Origin of the sequence: Dactylosporangium siamense (assembly GCF_016862795.1) — a bacterium.
GTDB classification, from domain to species: Bacteria; Actinomycetota; Actinomycetes; order Mycobacteriales; family Micromonosporaceae; genus Dactylosporangium; species Dactylosporangium siamense.
Map to the genome: position 1 here is coordinate 107,544 of NZ_BONQ01000107.1, position 17,143 is coordinate 124,686.

At 70.6% G+C, this 17,143-nt stretch carries 15 protein-coding genes; 10 read left to right on the forward strand and 5 right to left on the reverse strand.

Annotation, left to right across the window (positions count from 1 at the left end):
* The first annotated feature begins 8 nt into the window (after positions 1 to 8).
* The 6 genes from Dsi01nite_RS33845 (at position 9) to Dsi01nite_RS33870 (ending at position 7,436) form a co-directional block, all read left to right on the forward strand.
* A complete protein-coding gene (locus Dsi01nite_RS33845; RefSeq protein WP_203850395.1) occupies positions 9 to 1,226 on the forward strand; it encodes an IucA/IucC family C-terminal-domain containing protein in 1,218 nt (405 codons plus the stop codon).
* Between the two features lie 71 nt (positions 1,227 to 1,297).
* Positions 1,298 to 4,384 (forward strand): tetratricopeptide repeat protein, encoded by a 3,087-nt coding sequence (locus tag Dsi01nite_RS33850; protein WP_203850396.1) that lies wholly within the window; start codon positions 1,298 to 1,300, stop codon positions 4,382 to 4,384.
* Positions 4,385 to 4,667: 283 nt separating this feature from the next.
* Positions 4,668 to 5,003 (forward strand): hypothetical protein, encoded by a 336-nt coding sequence (locus Dsi01nite_RS33855; RefSeq protein WP_203850397.1) that lies wholly within the window; start codon positions 4,668 to 4,670, stop codon positions 5,001 to 5,003.
* Positions 5,004 to 5,327: 324 nt separating this feature from the next.
* Positions 5,328 to 6,101: a dihydrodipicolinate synthase family protein gene (locus Dsi01nite_RS33860; protein WP_203850398.1), complete on the forward strand. Its 774-nt coding sequence runs from the start codon at positions 5,328 to 5,330 to the stop codon at positions 6,099 to 6,101.
* Positions 6,102 to 6,182: 81 nt separating this feature from the next.
* On the forward strand, positions 6,183 to 6,554 hold the full coding sequence (locus Dsi01nite_RS33865) for a nuclear transport factor 2 family protein (RefSeq protein ID WP_203850399.1): 372 nt from the start codon (positions 6,183 to 6,185) through the stop codon (positions 6,552 to 6,554).
* Positions 6,555 to 6,611: 57 nt separating this feature from the next.
* Positions 6,612 to 7,436, forward strand: a complete 825-nt coding sequence (locus Dsi01nite_RS33870) for an alpha/beta fold hydrolase (RefSeq protein ID WP_203850400.1) — start codon at positions 6,612 to 6,614, stop codon at positions 7,434 to 7,436.
* A 48-nt stretch (positions 7,437 to 7,484) separates the two neighbouring features.
* On the opposite strand, the gene Dsi01nite_RS33875 is transcribed toward Dsi01nite_RS33870, so the two are convergent.
* Positions 7,485 to 7,949, reverse strand: coding sequence for a VOC family protein (locus Dsi01nite_RS33875; RefSeq protein WP_203850401.1), 465 nt, complete (start codon positions 7,947 to 7,949; stop codon positions 7,485 to 7,487).
* Positions 7,950 to 8,043: 94 nt separating this feature from the next.
* Between Dsi01nite_RS33875 and Dsi01nite_RS33880 the strand changes: the two genes are divergently transcribed.
* On the forward strand, positions 8,044 to 9,009 hold the full coding sequence (locus tag Dsi01nite_RS33880) for a helix-turn-helix transcriptional regulator (protein WP_203850402.1): 966 nt from the start codon (positions 8,044 to 8,046) through the stop codon (positions 9,007 to 9,009).
* Between the two features lie 6 nt (positions 9,010 to 9,015).
* Here Dsi01nite_RS33880 and Dsi01nite_RS33885 read toward each other — a convergent pair whose 3' ends face one another.
* Genes Dsi01nite_RS33885 through Dsi01nite_RS33890 form a run of 3 tightly spaced genes read right to left on the reverse strand, consistent with a single transcriptional unit; the run spans position 9,016 to position 13,143 of the window.
* Positions 9,016 to 10,965: an ATP-binding cassette domain-containing protein gene (locus Dsi01nite_RS33885; RefSeq protein WP_239136364.1), complete on the reverse strand. Its 1,950-nt coding sequence runs from the start codon at positions 10,963 to 10,965 to the stop codon at positions 9,016 to 9,018.
* Between the two features lie 2 nt (positions 10,966 to 10,967).
* Complete coding sequence (locus Dsi01nite_RS57620; protein ID WP_239136365.1) at positions 10,968 to 11,954, reverse strand: endonuclease/exonuclease/phosphatase family protein; 987 nt, start codon at positions 11,952 to 11,954, stop codon at positions 10,968 to 10,970.
* A gap of 10 nt (positions 11,955 to 11,964) precedes the next feature.
* The gene (locus tag Dsi01nite_RS33890; RefSeq protein WP_239136366.1) at positions 11,965 to 13,143 is read right to left on the reverse strand and encodes a winged helix DNA-binding domain-containing protein; all 1,179 of its coding nucleotides are present in this window, start codon (positions 13,141 to 13,143) and stop codon (positions 11,965 to 11,967) included.
* Positions 13,144 to 13,317: 174 nt separating this feature from the next.
* Between Dsi01nite_RS33890 and Dsi01nite_RS33895 the strand changes: the two genes are divergently transcribed.
* The 3 genes from Dsi01nite_RS33895 to Dsi01nite_RS33905 are packed head-to-tail and all read left to right on the forward strand — an operon-like array spanning position 13,318 to position 15,443.
* A complete protein-coding gene (locus Dsi01nite_RS33895; RefSeq protein WP_203850404.1) occupies positions 13,318 to 13,959 on the forward strand; it encodes a class I SAM-dependent methyltransferase in 642 nt (213 codons plus the stop codon).
* 12 nt (positions 13,960 to 13,971) lie between these two features.
* A complete protein-coding gene (locus tag Dsi01nite_RS33900) occupies positions 13,972 to 14,931 on the forward strand; it encodes a tyrosine-type recombinase/integrase (RefSeq protein WP_203850405.1) in 960 nt (319 codons plus the stop codon).
* The gene (locus Dsi01nite_RS33905) at positions 14,928 to 15,443 is read left to right on the forward strand and encodes a GNAT family N-acetyltransferase (RefSeq protein ID WP_203850406.1); all 516 of its coding nucleotides are present in this window, start codon (positions 14,928 to 14,930) and stop codon (positions 15,441 to 15,443) included. The genes Dsi01nite_RS33900 and Dsi01nite_RS33905 overlap by 4 nt, the downstream gene beginning before the upstream one ends.
* Here the strand turns inward: Dsi01nite_RS33905 and Dsi01nite_RS33910 are convergent.
* A complete protein-coding gene (locus tag Dsi01nite_RS33910) occupies positions 15,436 to 17,139 on the reverse strand; it encodes an acyl-CoA dehydrogenase family protein (protein ID WP_203850407.1) in 1,704 nt (567 codons plus the stop codon). The two genes, Dsi01nite_RS33905 and Dsi01nite_RS33910, sit on opposite strands and share 8 nt — an antisense overlap.
* Between the last annotated feature and the right edge of the window lie 4 nt (positions 17,140 to 17,143).

Below are 17,143 nucleotides of genomic sequence, written 5' to 3' on the forward strand. Positions count from 1 at the left end.
TCCGACGGATGCGCCTGGACGCTTGGAGCGAACATGACAGCGACGGGACCGCCATCTGGCAGTACGCCGAGCGATACCTCGGCGGAGGCACCCGCAGTTACAGCCCGTTCGCGGCCGACGTCGACATCTCGACGGAGTATCACCCGCAGCTAGGTGCCGCTGCGTTCACGGTGCCTACGTTCCGCATCCCGCCGGGGCTCGGCGGGTTCCTGGTGTCACGACATCCGTCGCCGCTCGCCGCGCTGTACCGTGACGGCGCGGATCTGCTGCTGCCGGTGCACCCGAATGCCCTGGACAGCGACGACCTGGTCCTGCGCCGCGAGTTGCTGGACTGTGAACGAGGCCCGCAGCTGCGGGTCGTGCCTTCCGCGAACGCCCGCACGGTGTTCGTCCTCGAGATCGACGGAGCCCCGGTCGACTCGCACTTCGTGAAGTTGCACTACCCGCGCCGCCTGTCGCGGTTCACCCGCCGGCTGCGCAAGCCGGTGATCGAACTGCAACTGTGGGCGTCCGACGAACTCATTGACGCCGACGTGCCGATCCTGCCGGAGGTCGCCGGTGGCTACATCGGTGAGGGCGAGGACGCGTGGGGCTTCCTGATCCGCGACGCTGTGCCGGTCGGCGCGCAACGCCTGCCGGTGACGGTGCCGCTGTTCGCGCTGTATGGCGAGGACGTGCGGAGTCCAGGTGATCCGTCGCTGCTGCGGCAGCTCGTAGCGGCGTCAGGCGAGGACGCCGGCTCGTTCGTCGCCGACCGGATCGTGGCCGCCGCCGTCCGTCTGTGGGTGCGTGCCGTAACGCGGACAGGTGTCGCGGTGGAGCCACACGGACAGAACACGCTGCTTTCGTTCCGCCTGGACGGTTCGGCCACCGAACTGCTGTATCGCGACTGCGGGGTCTACGTCGACGAAAGCATCCGTCTCGGGCTCGGCCTGTCCGGATTGCCGCCGACAAACGTCATCGGCCGCGACGTCAGTGCGGACCCGCGTCAGATCCTGAGTCTCGGTTACGACAGCTTCCTCGGCCATCACGCGCTGTCGTATCTGGCTCGCGCCGCGGAAGAGCAACTGGGCGTGCCGCCGATGCGTTTACGCGCCGCAGCACGAGAGGCTCTCGCATTGACGGCTGAATTTCTGCCACCGACCAGGTACTACTACGAAGCTCAACTCGTCGATCGCAATGTGGTGAAACTCGTCGATACCGGCGAGGTTCCTCACTGGCGATGATCGCGGGGTAGCTTCCCGCGATGAAATCGGGTACACCTGTTGTACCCGAACGGACGGAGGGGCGCCGCCCGATGCGTGGCCGATTGCTGGTTGGGCTCGGCCTGGTCGCTGTGGCGGGCGGTCTGATCATTGCGATGGCTCGGGGCCTGTTGCCGTCGAGCCCGATGTGGACATTGGTGCTGACCAGCACGCTGACAATTCCCTTCGCCGTATTCGCCGACCTCATCGCAAGTTGGTGGGGCAAGTCCGTGGACGGCAACGGCGACCAGCGCGGGATTCTGGTCCGCCATTGCCTCGTCGACGAACGCAACACGCTGCCGCAGGTCGGCAAAGTCGATCAGCCGGCATTGGTCGGTGTGCACGCACGGGCCGCTGCCACGTCCACCTACGTGCGCCGTGATGTCGACGAAGTGCTCGACGGCATGCTCCGCACCGCTCGGGTGCTGGTCGTGCAGGGACCGCACGGCAGCGGTCGGTCGAGGGCGGCGTTCGAGGCCCTACGACGGGTCCATCCGCGCCGGACGTTGGTTGTGCCGCGAGACCCGGCGTCGTTCGTCGCCGTTGTGGAGGCCAACATTCCGTTGCGTCGGGCGGTTCTCTGGCTCGACGAACTCGACACCTTCATCATGGCCGACCGCGTCGACAGGTTCCTGCTGCACCGCTTGGCGTCACACCGGACGGGACCCCTCGTCATCGTCGGCACCCGCCTCGACACGGCGCCGGCAACCGGACTGCTGTCAGAGTTCCTCGACGGCGCCGACGTCGTCTCGATCAGCGATGTCTGGACCGAGGCGGAGCAGCAACGATTCGACGTCGTCGCCGCAACGGACGCGGTGCTCGGGGGCGTGGACCGGGCGGCCGGCGACGGCAGGCTCCTGGTGAGCCTTCTCGCGGACGCCACGCCCCCGCCGCGGCCGCCGGTCATCCCGTCCCAACCGCCCGGACCGCGGGCGTTGCGCCCGAGCATCCCGGCGCCGCCGCTGTGCCTGGGTCGCGACGGTGACGTTGCCGAGGTCGCGACGGCTGTCGCGGCGCAGCCTCCGGTCCCGATCTGGGTGCATGGTGCGCCTGGCATCGGCAAGAGCACCGTTCTGCGGGCGGCACTGCACCACCCGGCCGTGGTTGAACGGTTCGGCCCGAGGCGGTTTTTCGTCAGATGCGGCGGCGAGACGCAGGCCGACGCGATCCTTGCTGAGATCGCTGTGGCGCTGCACATCCCGATCGGTCAAGGCCTGATGGAGGCTGTGATCGACGCGTTGGCCGCCGAGCCGACGCTTCTGGCGCTCGATGAGCTCGCCACGGCGTGGGAGCACGATCGTGATCAGGTCGAGGACCTGCTGGACCAGCTCGTGGCAATACCCGGGCTGGGACTCGCGGCCAGCATTCGCGGCGCGTCCTCGCCAAGTGTCGGGTTCGCCGTGCGTCGCGTGATGCTGCGGCCGCTGGATCAGGCAGTGGCACGGCAGATGTTCCTGTCCATCGCCGGAGACGAGTACTCCCGCGATCACCATCTCGGCGACCTGGTCGCGGCGCAGGACGGTGTACCACTCGCATTGAAGCTGCTCGCCACAGTCGCCCAGGGCGAACCGAACCTGCGGGGCCTTTGGCGGCGATGGACAACGCAACGTAGCCTGGTTACCGATGGGTTTCCCGGGCCGGACGGAATGGATGTCTCCGTTGAACTCACCCTCAGTAGTCCCCGCATGAACGGGGTCGCCCATCGTCTGCTCACCGCCCTCGGTGCGCTGCCCGACGGCATCGACCTGGACGACCTGCAGCGACTAATGCCGGGAACGGCGGACACTGCTGCGGCGACGCTGCGCAGGGTCGGTCTCGCCTTCGACGACCAGGGACGTCTGCGGACATTGGCGCCGATCCGTGACTACGTTGCGCGGGAGCGGCCGATGTCCACCGACTTGCGTTCGGTGGTCCTTGAGCATTACCTCGACCTCGCCAAGCAGTTCGGTTCGCAGGTCGTTTCCGACAACGGTGCGCAGGTGAGCGCGCGACTGGTCGCAGAAAGCGGAAATCTCGACGCGACGGTGCGCATCGGCCTGACCGACGACGACCCGGCCGCGGCGATCCAGGCGGCCTGCGCGTTGGGCGAGTTCACACGTTGGTCCGGCATCGGCGATACGGAGCTGCTCGAGGCTGCGGCCGAGGCATCTCACCGAATCGGTGACCTGGCACTTGAAGGCGAATGTCTCTATCGACTCGGCGACATTGCGTTGCGCCGATGCGAGCTCGACGACGCGCAACGATTCCTCACGAGAGCATTGCCGCTGTTCGAGGCCTCAGGCGACGTCCAGTGGCAGGCGCACACCGTCAAACACATCGGTGACACCGCGTTCGAACAGTCGGAGTTTCAGGCCGCACTGCCCTCGTTCGAGCAGGCAGCCGAATTGTATCGGGCAGTCGGTGACCGGCGGGGCGAGGCTCGCTGCTTCAAGACCCGCGGTGACGTGTCCGAACGATTGTCTGAATACGATGACGCCATCAGGTTGTTCGAGGCGGCGCTGGTGCTGGTCGACGAGATCGGTGACCGGCTCGAGGCGGCCGACCTGAGCCGGCGCCTCGGCGACGTGGCGCTGGCGATCAACAACGTGGATGAGGCCGATCGGCGATACGCCGAAGCGCTCGCGTGGTATCAGGGCACCGGTGTGGTTCTTGGCCGGGCCAATTGCATTCGGGGGCAGGGCCAGGTGGCGTTGGCGCGCGGGGACTTCGAGGCCGCGCGTGCCGCGGTCCAACGGGCCGAGCCACTGTACGCACGGATGCGCTACCGCCGAGGTCAGGCCGACTGTGTGACCGTCCTCGGGGAGATCGCTGTGGCCCGTGGCGAGCTGGCTCCCGCTGTTGATCTTTTCGACGTTGCGCTCGATCTGTACTCGCAGCTGAGTGACACGATCGGGCAGGCGACGTGCCGGCTCGGGATCGCGGTAGCGACGGCAGATCCGCAGGTCGCGGTTTCCATGGCGACTGCGGCGCTGGCTGACTTCGAGCGGGTCGGTCGTCGGGACGGCGTTGCACAGGCGCACGTCCGCCTGTCCGCGTTGGCTCAGGACGCGGGTGTGGCCGATGGGCACGTGCAGGCTGCGCGCGCGATCTGGCAGGCGCAGGGCCGTGCTGACAGGCTTGCACTGCTCGAGCAGGCCTGACGACAACCTGATCTAGCGATGCGACCTCGGTCGCCGTTCTCTAATCCTAGCATCCTAGGACGCCTTAGGTGACGTGCCTGACGGCACGCCTTTTGAAACCCCTGTCTTCGACAGGGGAGGGCGGGGCGGAAGCACCGTCCGGGGCGGGTGGGAACCGCGTCAGCCGTTCGGTCAGACATGTACCTGCGGTCACCGGGCTGCCCGTTCACCTGCGGAAATGCTGTGATGTACACGAGGATCAGCGAGGATCAGCTGGAAGCACGGACGCTTCGGGAGGCACCCCATGGAGATTCGACAGCTGTCGCCGGCGACGCACGCCGCAGCGCAGAACAAGACGACGAACCCGCCGGCCGTCGAGCCGGTCGCGCCGCCCCCGAAAGGTGGGCTGCCCGGGTCGCAGCAGGTGCTCAGCCAGCTGACACCGGGAGACCGGGCGGCCATCTCGGGGCTGACCGGCTATCACCTGTCCCCGACGGGGGCGGTGACGAACGTCGGCGGGATGCCGCCGTGGTCGTTCATCATGGCGTTCGCCGCGTCGCGGACCGCCGCGCAGCCGGTGGAGGACACGGAGAAGGCGACGGACGCGACCGCGGTGGAGCACGTCGACGTCACCGTGTAGCGGGGCCCGCCGGGTGTTGGGCGCGCCGTGGTGCCGGGTGTAGGTGACCTGGCGGCGACGGTTGGAGACGACGACGGCCGGTGTTCGAGGTGCCGCGTTCGCGAGGACGGTGCTGTTGAGGGCGCAGTGGGTGGCGCGTGAGACGGCCGGCCGTGAGCGGGTCAGGATGTGGTGGGTGGCCGATGGCGGTCCCTGCTGGTGGGGTGCTCGCCCCTCATGAGACGTGCGCCGCCGACCGGTCCGGTCGGCGGCGCCTTCATGTGTGGGTGGGTGCGCTGGCACGCCGACGGCCTGCGCACCCGGGTCCCAGCTTAGGGTTCGGGTATGACTGTGGAGCGGAATCCGTTGTGGCGGGGTGTCGCGGTGGCGCTGGTGACGCTGTTCGAGGCGGACGGGTCGGTGGATGTCGCGGGCACGGCCCGGCACGCTGAGCGCCTTGTCGCTTCCGGTGTGCGGGCGGTCCTGGTGGCGGGGTCGACGGGTGAGGCGGACGCGTTGGGTGATGGTGAGCGGGTGGCGTTGGTGGCGGCGGTGCGGCAGGCGTGTCCCGGGGTGCCGGTGATCGCGGGTGCGGGTGGTGCGTGGGCGGGTCCTGCGGCGGAGTTGACGGCGGCGTCGGTGGCGGTGGGTGCGGATGCGGTGCTGGTGGCGCCGCCGCGGCGGGCGGGGGATCTGCGGGTGTTCTACGAGCGGGTGGTGTCGGCGGCGGATGGGCGGCCGGTGCTGGCGTATCACTTTCCGGTGGTGGCGGGTGGTGCGGTGCCGGTGGAGGTGTTGCCGTCGTTGCCGGTGGTGGGGGTGAAGGACTCGACGGGTGATGTGGAGCGGTTGTTGCGGTTGCTGACGGAGTGGGACGGCGCGGTGTACGTGGGTTCTTCGGCGCTGGTGTCGACGGCGGGGATGCTGGGTGCGGCGGGGGCGATCCTGGCGGTGGCGAACGTGGCGGCGGAGGATTGTGTGGCGGCGTGGGAGGGGGATCCGGCGGCGCAGTTGCGGTTGGTGGGTCCGCATGTGGCGGCGAGGACGGGGTTTCCGCATGGGTTGAAGCGTCTGGTTGCGGAGCGGTTCGGGACGTCGACGGCGGCGCGGATGGGGTGACCGGGTTACGGTCCGGTTTCGGGGTGTAAGAAGCCGTCGCGGTGTGTTGACCGGGGGTGGTCGGCGGATTTCCATGGGTGTATGGGTGACGACGCGCTGGTGGCGGAGCGGTCGGGGTTGATCTCGTCGATGTTGGCGGTGATCGATCGGCGCGACTGGGGTGATCTGGTGGATCTGGTCACGGATGACGTGGTGTATCACCGTCCGGGTTGTCCGCCGATCGAGGGGGTGGACGCGTTCGTGGCGTTCTACCGGAAGCGGTGCATCGTGGCGTCGGGGCGGCATGCGGTGGACCGGTGTGTGGAGGCCGGCGGGCAGGGGTTCGTGTGGGGCCGGTTCGAGGGGATGTCGCATTCGGGGGTGCCGTTGAACGAGATCTTCGCGGACTGGTTCGAGGTTCGTGACGGTCGGGTGGCGCGGCGCCGGACGTTCTTCTACCGCCCGGCGATCTGAGGAGCGGTCCGGAAATCGCGTGGCGTGCCGGGGCGGTGGGGTGGAGGATGCCTCGGCGTGACGGTGCATGAGTTTCGGACGGCGTCCGGGGTGCGGCTGCGGCCGGTGGCGGAGCGGCCCGGTGACCTGAACTGGTTGTTGTTGCCGGGTGGGCCGGGGATCGGGTCGGAGAGTTTGCGGGGCCTGGCGGACGCGGTCGGTGTCGCGGGTGTGACGTGGCTGGTTGACCTGCCGGGTGACGGCTCGAATCTCGTCGTCGGTGGTGATCCGTTCGCGGGGTGGCCGGGGGTGCTGGTCGAGGCGGCGGAGGCGTTGCCGCGGGTGGTGTTCGTCGGGCATTCGACGGGTGGGATGTATCTGCTGTCGGTGCCGGAGCTGGAGCCGTTGCTGGCGGGGCTGGTGCTGGTCAGTTCGGCGCCGCATGCCGGGTGGATGCAGCAGTTCGTGGGGATGACGCAGGAGTGTCCGTTGCCGGCGGCTGAGGCGGCGGGTGCGGTGTATGGGGCTGATCCGACGGATGAGCATCTGCGGCGGCTGACGGTGGCGGCGGTGCCGTGGAGTTTCACGCCGGCGGGTGTGGCGGCCGGTGCGGAGTTGATGGCTCGGATGCCGTTCAACGCGGCTGCGGTCGAGTGGTCGGCGCAGAATTTCGACAGCACGTATGTGTCGCGGTGGTGGCCGGCGCGGCTGCCGACGCTGGTCGTCGGTGGGGTGCAGGACCGGGTCGTCGCGCAGTCGTTGTGGGATGAGCCGCGGTATCGGGGTGGTCATGTGCTGCACCGCCGGATCGAGGGGGCGGCGCACTTCCCGTGGGTTGAGCGTCCGGACGGGGTGCGGGCCGCGTTTCACGAGCTGGCGGCGGCCGTCCCCGCGGCACGCTGACCGGACGGCCGGCCCGCGGGCGGCGGGGACGGCCGTCCGGGTCTGGAGTCAGCCGGCGTGTGGGACGGCGACGTCGAGGATCCAGGTGACGCCGAACCGGTCGGTGAGCATTCCGAAGCCCGGTGTCCATGGTGAGGGGCCGTACTGCTCGATGAGGTCGGCGCCGTCGGCGAGTTTGGTCCACAGTGCGCTGACTTCTTCGGTGGTGTCGCCGCGGACGGATACGAAGCATTCCTGGTTGGTGAGGGTTGTGCCGTTGTCGCGGGTGGTGGTGGTGGTTGGTGTGGTCGCGGCTGGGGCGTGGCTGGGCACGTCGTAGGCCATGATGCTGAAGCCGTTGTCGGCGGTGACCTGGCCGAAGACGAGGTTGTCGGCGTCGGGGAGGTGTTTGGGCAGGCCGAAGTCGCTGTAGGTGATGGTGGTGAGGTGGCCGCCGAACACTGACTGGTAGAACTCCAGCGCCGTGCGGGCGGTGCCGCGGAAGTTCAGGTGGGTGGTGGTGGTGATGGGCATGGTGGGCTCCTTGTTGAGGCAGGACCGGCTCGCGGCAAAGGTTCGCAGTGGTGGGTGACAGGGTGTGGCACCTTCTGCGGGCAGGATCGGGTGTATGCCGAAGACGTCTGCGCGACTGTTGGCCCTGCTGTCGTTGTTGCAGGCTCGCCGGGACTGGTCCGGCACGGTGTTGGCCGAGCGCCTGGACGTGAGTCTGCGGACGGTGCGCCGGGACGTCGATCGGCTTCGGGAGCTCGGGTATCCGATCGTCGCGGTGAAGGGTCCGGATGGTGGTTATCGGCTCGGCGCGGGCGCGGAGCTGCCGCCGTTGTTGTTCGACGACGAGCAGGCTGTTGCGTTGACGGTCGCTCTGCAGGTCGTTGCCACCAGTCCCGGCAACGGGTTCGCGGAGGCTGCCGTGCGGGCCTTGCACACGATCCGGCAGGTGATGCCGTCGCGGCTGCGGCACCGTGTCGACGCGCTGCGGGTCACGGCTGTTGAGCCCTGGCCGGTTGATCCGGTTGACGGTGGCGTGCTGCTGGCGGTGAGCGCCGCGGTGCGGGCGTGTGAGGTGCTGCGGTTCGGTTATGGCTCCGGTGGTGTGGATGGGTCTGTGCGCCGGGTCGAGCCGCATCATGTGATCACGTGGGGTGGTCGCTGGTATCTGGTCGGGTGGGATCTGGACCGGGACGGCTGGCGCACGTTCCGGGTCGACCGGATCGCGTTGCGGACCCCTGGCGGTCCCCGTTTCGTTCCCCGGGTGGTGCCGGGAGGGGATGTCGCGGCGTATGTCATTGGGGCGTTTCGTGGCTCTGGTGACGCGTCGGGTGGTTGGCCGTGCCGGGGCACGGTGATCCTGGATCTGCCGGCGGCGGCTGTGGCGGTCTATACCCGTGATGGCCTTGTTGAGGAGGTCGGCCCGGATCGTTGCCGGTTGACCTTCGGCTCGTGGTCCTGGCCGAGTCTGGCTGCCGCTGCGGCCCGGTTTGACGCCGATATCGAGGTTGTCGGTCCGGCGGAGCTCTGCGACGCGTTCGTGCGGCTCGCGGGGCGGTTCGCCCGGGCCGTTGAGCGGTTCTGAGCGCGGTTATCCGTGGGTCAGGTCGTGGCGGAGGGCGTCGGCGGTGTGGGAGCCGGTGGCGTGGGTGAGTTGTTCGGGGGTGCCTTCGAAGACGATGGTGCCGCCAGCGGTGCCGGCTTCGGGGCCGAGGTCGATGATCCAGTCGGCGTTTTTGATGATGTCGAGGTTGTGTTCGATGACGATGACGGTGTTGGTGCGGGTGACGAGGCGTTCGATGATGTCGAGTAGGTGTTGGATGTCGGCCATGTGCAGGCCGGTGGTGGGTTCGTCCATGACGTAGACGGTGCCGGTCTTGTGGAGTTGGGTGGCGAGTTTGAGGCGTTGGCATTCGCCGCCGGAGAGGGTGCTCAGTGGTTGGCCGAGGGTGAGGTAGTGCAGGCCGACGTCGTTGAGGGCGTGCAGGACGGGTTGGATGGTGGGTTCGGTGAAGAAGGTGGCGGCGGTTTCGGTGGTCATGTCGAGGATGTCGGCGATGGTGTTGCCGCGGAGTTGGTGTTGGAGGACTTCGGGGCGGAAGCGCCGGCCGTGGCAGTCGTCGCAGGTGGTTGGGTGGCCTGCGATGAAGGTGAGGTCGGTGTGGGTGGTGCCGAGGCCGTGGCAGGTGGGGCAGGCGCCGGTGGAGTTGGCGCTGAAGAGGCCGGGGCTGACGTTGTTGGCTTTGGCGAGGAGGGTGCGGATGCTGGTCATGATGCCGGTGTGGGTGGCTGGGTTGGCGCGGGTGGAGGTGCTGAGGGGGGTTTGGTCGATGACGACGGCGGTGGGGTGTTGGGTGAGGAACGCGTCGTTGATGAGGGTGCTTTTGCCGGAGCCGGCGACGCCGGTGATGACGGTGAGGATGCCGGTGGGGATGTCGACGGTGAGTTTTTTGAGGTTGTTGGTGTGGGCGTCGGTGATGGTGAGGGTGCCGGTGGGGGTGCGGACGTCGGTTTTGAGGGGGAGTCGGTGGCGCAGGTGCCGGCCGGTGTGGGTGCGGGCGTAGGGGAGGGCTTCGAGGGTGCCTTCGTAGACGATTTCGCCGCCGTGGGGGCCGGCGTCGGGGCCGAGGTCGATGATGTGGTCGGCGATGGTGATGACGTCGCGGTCGTGTTCGACGACGAGGACGGTGTTGCCTTTGTCGCGGAGTTTGCGGAGCAGGGTGGTGAGGCGGGCGACGTCGCGGGCGTGGAGGCCGATGCTGGGTTCGTCGAAGATGTACAGCATTTCGACGAGGGCGCTGCTGAGGTGGCGGACGGTTTTGACGCGTTGGGATTCGCCGCCGGACAGGGTGTTGGTGGGGCGGTCGAGGGTGAGGTAGCCGAGGCCGATGTCGATGAGGTGGGTGATGCGGTGGCGGAGGGTTTCGATGATGGGTGCGGTGGTTTCGTCGGTGAAGAGGCGCAGGACGGCGAGGAGTTCGGCGGTTTCCATGGCGGTGAGGTCGGTGATGGCGTAGCCGTCGATGCGGCTGTTGCGGGCGGCGGTGTTGAGGCGGGTGCCGCGGCAGGTGGGGCAGGTTTCGGTTGGTTGGGTGGTGTGGCCGGTGCCGTGGCAGTCGGGGCACATGCCGTGGGGGTGGTTGAAGGAGTAGGTGTTGGCGGGGCCGATGTGGGGTTGGGCGGCGTGGCTGTAGAGGATGCGGAGGATGGCGTTGATGTCGGTGGCGGTGCCGACGGTGGAGCGGGGGCCGCCGGCGAGGCGGTGCTGGTCGACGATGACGGCGGCGGAGAGGTTGTCGATGTGGTCGAGGTCGGGTTGGGCGGCGTGGGGTAGGCGGGTGCGGGCGTAGGTGGTGAAGGTGTCGTTGAGTTGGCGTTGGGCTTCGGCGGCGATGGTGTCGAAGACGAGTGACGTTTTGCCGGATCCGGAGACGCCGGTGAAGACGGTGATGGCGTGTTTGGGGATCTGGACGGTGATGTTCTTGAGGTTGTTCTCCCTGGCGCCGGTGATGGTGATGTGGGTCGGGGCTGGTTCGAACACGGTCACTCCTGGGTGCCCTGGGTGGGTGGTGCGGTGTCGGCGGCGAGGTGGAGTTCGGCGATGACGGCGCGGTGGTCGCTGCCGGGCACGGTGCGGGTGCCGACGTCGCCGATGCCGATGCGTCGGTCGGCGAGGACGTGGTCGAGGGTGACCCATGGGACGGTTCGTTGGCCCCGTATCCGCTGGAACGGCCAGGTCGGGGCGAGGCCGCGGCCGCGGGCGGCGGCGGCGTCGCGGTAGCCGGTGCGCAGGAGGCGGCGGAGCGGGCCGTGGTCGAGGGTGGCGTTGAAGTCGCCGAGGAGGATCTGTGGCACGGGTCCGCCGGCGGGTGGTTGCGCGGCGAGGTTGCGGGCCCAGCAGCGGGTGTGTCCGGGGCGGGGTGCGCACGGGTGCGCGGATTCGACGTGGACCGGCCCGGCGCCGGGCACGTGGACGGTCGCTCCGGCCTGCAGCATCCCGCACGGGTGCTGGCGGGCGAGGCCGGGTTGGACGCCGTCGGCGGGGGTCAGCGGGTGCCGGCTGAACAGGGCGGAGCCGTGGCCGTGGCGGGCGGGGTGGGTGACGCGGAACGGCAGGAGTCCGTCGATGCCGGCGGCGTCGAGGGCGTCGAGGGCGCCGGTGGTGAGTTCCTGCACGGCGAGGACGTCGACGTCGTCGATCTTCACCTGTTTGGCGAGTGCTGCCATGTCGCCGCGGTCGTAGAGGATGTTGGCGGTCATCACCCGCAGTGTCGCCCCGGGACGACCTTGCGGCCGGCTGGCGAGGAGCCGCGGCACCACCACCGCCGACAGGGCCGCCCAGGCGAGGATGCACACCAGCCACGGCCCCACGGCGTCCGTGATGGCGGCGGCGACCGCGGCGAGCAGCGCGATCGGCGCCGTGTAGGGCGTGAACGCCATGATCTGCACCAGCGGTGTGCCCCGCTCCGAACCGGTCAGTCTGACCAGGGTGAACCCTGCCAGGACCGCCGCGACCCCCCACAGCACCATGCGGCTGAACCTACCTGGCCGGTGTGACAGTTTCGGTCAGGCGCCGTTCCAGGGGGGTGCGGAATCGTGGGGTCACCCGGATGTCGCCGATCCAGTGGGTGAGCCGGTCGGCGTGCCGGTCGACGGTTGCCCGTACGGCGGCCGAAGCATCCGGCGTGAGCAGCTCGGCGACGACGCGGTCGGTGTGTGCCCAGCCGCCGATGATGCGGCCGTCGGCCCAGATGGTCGGGCCGGGGTTGCCGGTGCGGTCGAACAGGGCCGGTGCGTGTGGTCCGAGGTACCAGTCGCGGCCGGCCCAGCCCATGACGGTGGGGTCGAGGGCGGGGAGCAGTGCTACCCACGGCGGTGGGGTGGGGACGTCGTCGATGTCGTCGGCGAGGACGATGCCGGTGCCGCCGCCGTCGAGGGTGACGGTGGCGGTGTCGAGGGCGGCGAGGGCGGCGCGGGTGTGGGTGAGGGTCCACCCGGTCCACCATTTGAGGTCGGCGACGGTTCCGGGGCCGTAGCGGGCGAGCCACGCGTGTGCGAGGGCGGCGCGGGCAACCGCAGGGTCCAGGTCGGGCAGTGGTCCGGGGAGCCATTCGTCGAGGAGGTGCCAGGTGTATTGGGTGCTGGTCCAGGTGCCGTTGGGGCGGCCGCGGACGATGCGTCCCTCGGCGGCGAGCAGGAGCAGGGCGCGGCTGGTGACGTACTGGCTGCCCTGTGGGAAGTCGAGTGAGGTGCGCAGGCGGGGCACGTCGGTGGACAGTTGCGTGGCGGTGGCTGCGCCGCCGCGGTGGTGCAGGGCGGTGAGGGTGTCGGTGAGCAGCGTGTCGAGCCAGTCGGCGGTGCCGGCGCCGCATTGCTGGAGGTGTTTGATGAGGAGCCGGCGTTGTTCGGCGGCGACGGCGAGGGTGGCGGCGGCGTGGACGGTGGGGGCGGTGGTGGTGGGGACGACGAACATGGTGCGGCGCATCCCGAGCATCCGGAGCAGGCTGCGGCGGGTGTAGAGGGCGTCTTCGACGTCGGTGACGGTGGGGGCGGCGAGGCGGGCGGCGGTGGACAGGTAGACGGTGGCGGCGTCGGTGGCGTGCAGGGCGACGAGGTCGGCGGCGACGGCGTCGGGGCCGGGTGCGCAGGGTGCGGCGAGGCCGTGTCGCCAGGCGAGTCTGGCGCGGCGTTGCGCGTCGCTGATATGCGGGCTGATCACCGGTGCAACGATATGGTCACCGGCGCAGCGAGTCGACGTAGAGCGTGATGAGGACCAGCACGACGACTGCCGTGCCGAGGATGATCCAGACGAGCCCGACCCCCATGGATTCGACGGTACCGATGGCAGCCCCCGCGGGGCGTCGCCTGCACGAGTGACATAGGGTCCGAGCCGATGTCCACCGCATTCGTGCTCGCGCACACCAGTCTGTCTCCGGTCCCGCTCGTGCCTGAGGTGCGGTTGCGGTTGGCTGATGAGGCGATCGAGTTGTGGCAGTACACGGAGAAGTTCGCTGGTGGGGTGCAGTTGCCGCCGCCGTTCTGGGCGTTTGCGTGGGCGGGTGGGCAGGCCCTCGCGAGGTACATTTTGGACAATCCGGACCTGGTGCGTGGCCGGCGGGTCCTCGATGTGGCGGCCGGGTCGGGGCTGGTCGCGATCGCGGCGATGAAGGCCGGCGCGGCGCGGGTCACGGCGGTGGAGATCGACCCCCTCGCGGTGACGGCGATGGCGGTGAACGCGGCCGCGAACGACGTGACCCTCGACGCGCGGCTGGAGGACGTGCTGCCCGGCGACGGCGGCGACGCCGAGGTGGTCCTGGCCGGTGACGTGTTCTACAGCCGGGACATGACGGGGCAGGTGCTGGACTTCCTGCGGCGGGTCACCGCGCGGGGCGCGGACTGCCTGGTCGGGGACCCGGGGCGGGCGTACCTGCCGAAGGAGCACCTGCGGCTGGTCGCGGTGTATGACGTGCCGGTGCCGCAGACCCTGGAGGACACGCCGGTGAAGCGGACCACCGTGTGGCGGCCGGTTCTCTAAACTGTCGCACCGATGCACCCCTTGCAGCCCGTCCAGCACGCCCTGACGCCGGCGTCCGGTGACTTCACCGACGCGTGGCTGGCGAACCGGCGGTTGTCGGCGCACACCCGCGCGGCGTACCGGCGCGACGTGCACCAGTTCCTCGGCTGGTGCGCCGGCCGGGACCTGGACCCGTTGCGGGCGTCGTTCCTGCACGTGAACGCGTACGCGCGGGACCTGGAGTCCACAGTGGACGTGCGGACGGGGAAGGTCCTGGCGCCGGCGAGCGTGGCGCGGAAGCTGTCGGCGTTGTCGAGCTGGTATGCGTTCCTGCTGCGGTTGCAGGCGGTCGCGGCGAACCCGGTCGGCGGCGCGGACCGGCCGCGGGTGGACCGGGACACGTCGGCGACGGTCGGGTTGAGCGGTGCGGAGGTCGACGCGATCCTCGCCGCGGCGGCCCGGCAGGAGGGGCCGACCGCGGCCCGGGACCTGACGATCCTGGCGTTGCTGGCGGATCTGGGGTTGCGGGTCGGGGAGGTCGTCGCCCTCGACCACGCCGACATCGGCACCGAACGTGGGCACCGCACGGTCCGGTTCGTCGGCAAGGGCGGCAAGCCGCGGCGGCGGGCGTTGACCCCGAACGTGGTCGCGGCCCTGGAGGTGTACCTGGCGGTCCGCGGCGACGTGCCGGGGCCGTTGTTCGCGACGGCGTCGGGTGGCCGGGTCGACCGGCACGCGGTGTTCCGGCTGGTGCGGCGGCTGGCGAAGGACGCGGGGGTGCCGGCGTGGGCGCGGTTGTCGCCGCATTCGCTGCGGCACGCGTTCGCGACGTCGGCGCGGGACGAAGGGGTCCCCCTGGAGGACGTGCAGGACGCGATGGGCCACGCCGACCCGCGCACGACCCGCCGGTATGACCGGGACCGGCACAACCTGGACCGGGACCCCGCGTACACGATCGCGGCGGCCCGGGCCCGGAGGGGGAGCCCGACATGATCATCCGTTTGGCTGGGGACGGCGACGTCGACGCGATCGCGGCGTTGCACGCCGACAGTTGGCGGCGGCACTACCGCGGCGCGTACGCCGACGCGTACCTCGACGGTGACCTCGAACAGGACCGGCGCACGGTGTGGAAGGCCCGGTTCGCGGAGCGTGCCGCGACCGCGACGATCGTCGCCGAGGACGGCGGCGCCGTCGTCGGGTTCGTCCACGTGGTCCTCGACGACGACGAGCGGTGGGGCAGCCTGGTGGACAACCTGCACGTGACCAGCGGCCGCCGGCACGCCGGGATCGGCACCGCCCTGCACGCCGCCGCCGTCGACGCCGTCGTGGAACGGGCCCGGGACCAGCGGCTGTACCTGTGGGTCCTGGAGCAGAACGCGGCGGCGCAACGGTTCTACCGGTCCCGCGGCGGCGTGTACGTGGAGACGGTCCGGGTCGGTGGGGACCCGGCGCGGCTCGCCGGTGCCCCCAACAAGTGGCGGATGGTGTGGGAGCGGCTCAGATGAGCTGATCGAAGTGGGTGTGCAGGTCCGCGGACACGTCGGCGCCGCCGAGGCGGCGCAGCGTCCACAGCGACGCGAGCAGCGCCGGCCGGTCGTCGCCGCGGTCCGCGGCCCACGCCGCGTGCTCGAGCAGCAGCGCGGCGGTGAGGGTGTTGCCGAGGCGCAGCGCGAGCTCGCGGGCACCGGCCACGACGCGGCTGTCGCGGGGGTCGGCGGCGGCGGTCTCGACGTCGGCGGCGAGCCGGCGGGTGGCGGCGATGACGGCTTCGGCGACGCCGGTGAGGCCGGCACCGCTGAGGGCGCCGCCGCTGAGGTGGGACGGCAGGCGGGTGACGGCGGCGTCGGCGGCGATCTCGGCGCGGTGCAGCAGCGGGCGGGCGCCGGCGCCGGTGGTGAGGGCGCGGAGCACGTCGACGGACAGGACGTTGGTGGTGCCTTCCCAGATCGGCAGGACCTGCGCGTCGCGGAGCAGGCGCGGGATGCCGGTGTCCTCGACGTAGCCGGCGCCGCCGAACGCTTCGAGGTATTCGCTGGCGGAGGCGACGGCGAGCCGGCCGGTGGTGAGTTTCGCCAGGGGCGCGACGAGGCGCAGCTCGTCGCCGGTGGGGTCCTCGCCGAGGAGGGTGAACGCGTGCGCGGCGAGGGCGTGGGCGCCGGCGGCGTCGACGGCGAGCCCGCCGAGGGTGGCGCGGTGCAGTGGGTTGTCGGCGAGGACCCCGCCGGCGACGCGGCGGTTCGCGGCGTGGCTGAGCGCGTATTCCAGGCCGCGGCGCATCCCGCCGGCGGCGGCGGCCGCGTTGTGCAGGCGGGTGACGACGACGAGGGTCATCATGCGGGCCAGGCCGGGGACGCCTGCGTCGCCGATGGGGATGGCGGGGGTGTCGTCGAGGCGGACCTCGCCGGTGGGGACGGCGCGGGTGCCGAGCTTGTCCTTGAGACGCAGCACCTGCAGGCCGGGGGCGGGGGTGACGCCGTCGGCCGCGTAGCGGGGCACGAGGAACGGGGCGAGGTTGCGGCTGCCGGGGCCGGCGCCGGCGGGGCGGGCCAGGGCGACGGCCATCGCGGAGTCGATCGCGGAGCAGAACCACTTGTCGCCGGTGAGCAGCCAGGTGCCGTCGGGGCCGGGCCGGGCGGCGGTGGTGGACCCGGCGATGTCGGAGCCGCCCTGCGACTCGGTCATCCACTGGCCGCTGGTGACGGCGACGGCGGGGTCGGTGGAGGTGAGCCGGGCCAGCCACGGCGAGGTGGGGTCGGCCGCGGCCAGCAGCGCGGCGGCGCCGTCGGCCATCGCGACCGGGCAGGAGAACGTCGCGGACTCCGGCCCCCACAGGTGCAGCAGGGCGTGCTGGACGACGCGGGTGCCGGGTCCCCACGTGTCGCGGGCGTCGCGCTGGTAGGGCAGCGCGACGACGGCGTGGCGGGCGGCGGCGGCGCGTTGGGTGTCCCAGCCGGCGGACACGTCGACGCGTTCGACGCGGGCGCCCCACGGGTCGAACCGGGTCAGGGTCGGCGGGTGGGTCTCCGCGTCGTGGTGCGCGGCCCGTAGCGGGCCGAGGACGTCGGCGGACAGCGCGGCGAGGCGGCCTTTGGCGGCGGCGTGCCCGTCCGGGCCGAGGATCCGGTCCAGCCAGCCCTGCAGCAGCCAGTCGCTGGTGTACGGGTCCCGCAACGCCGGGCTGTCCTGCACGAAACGGCTCATACCC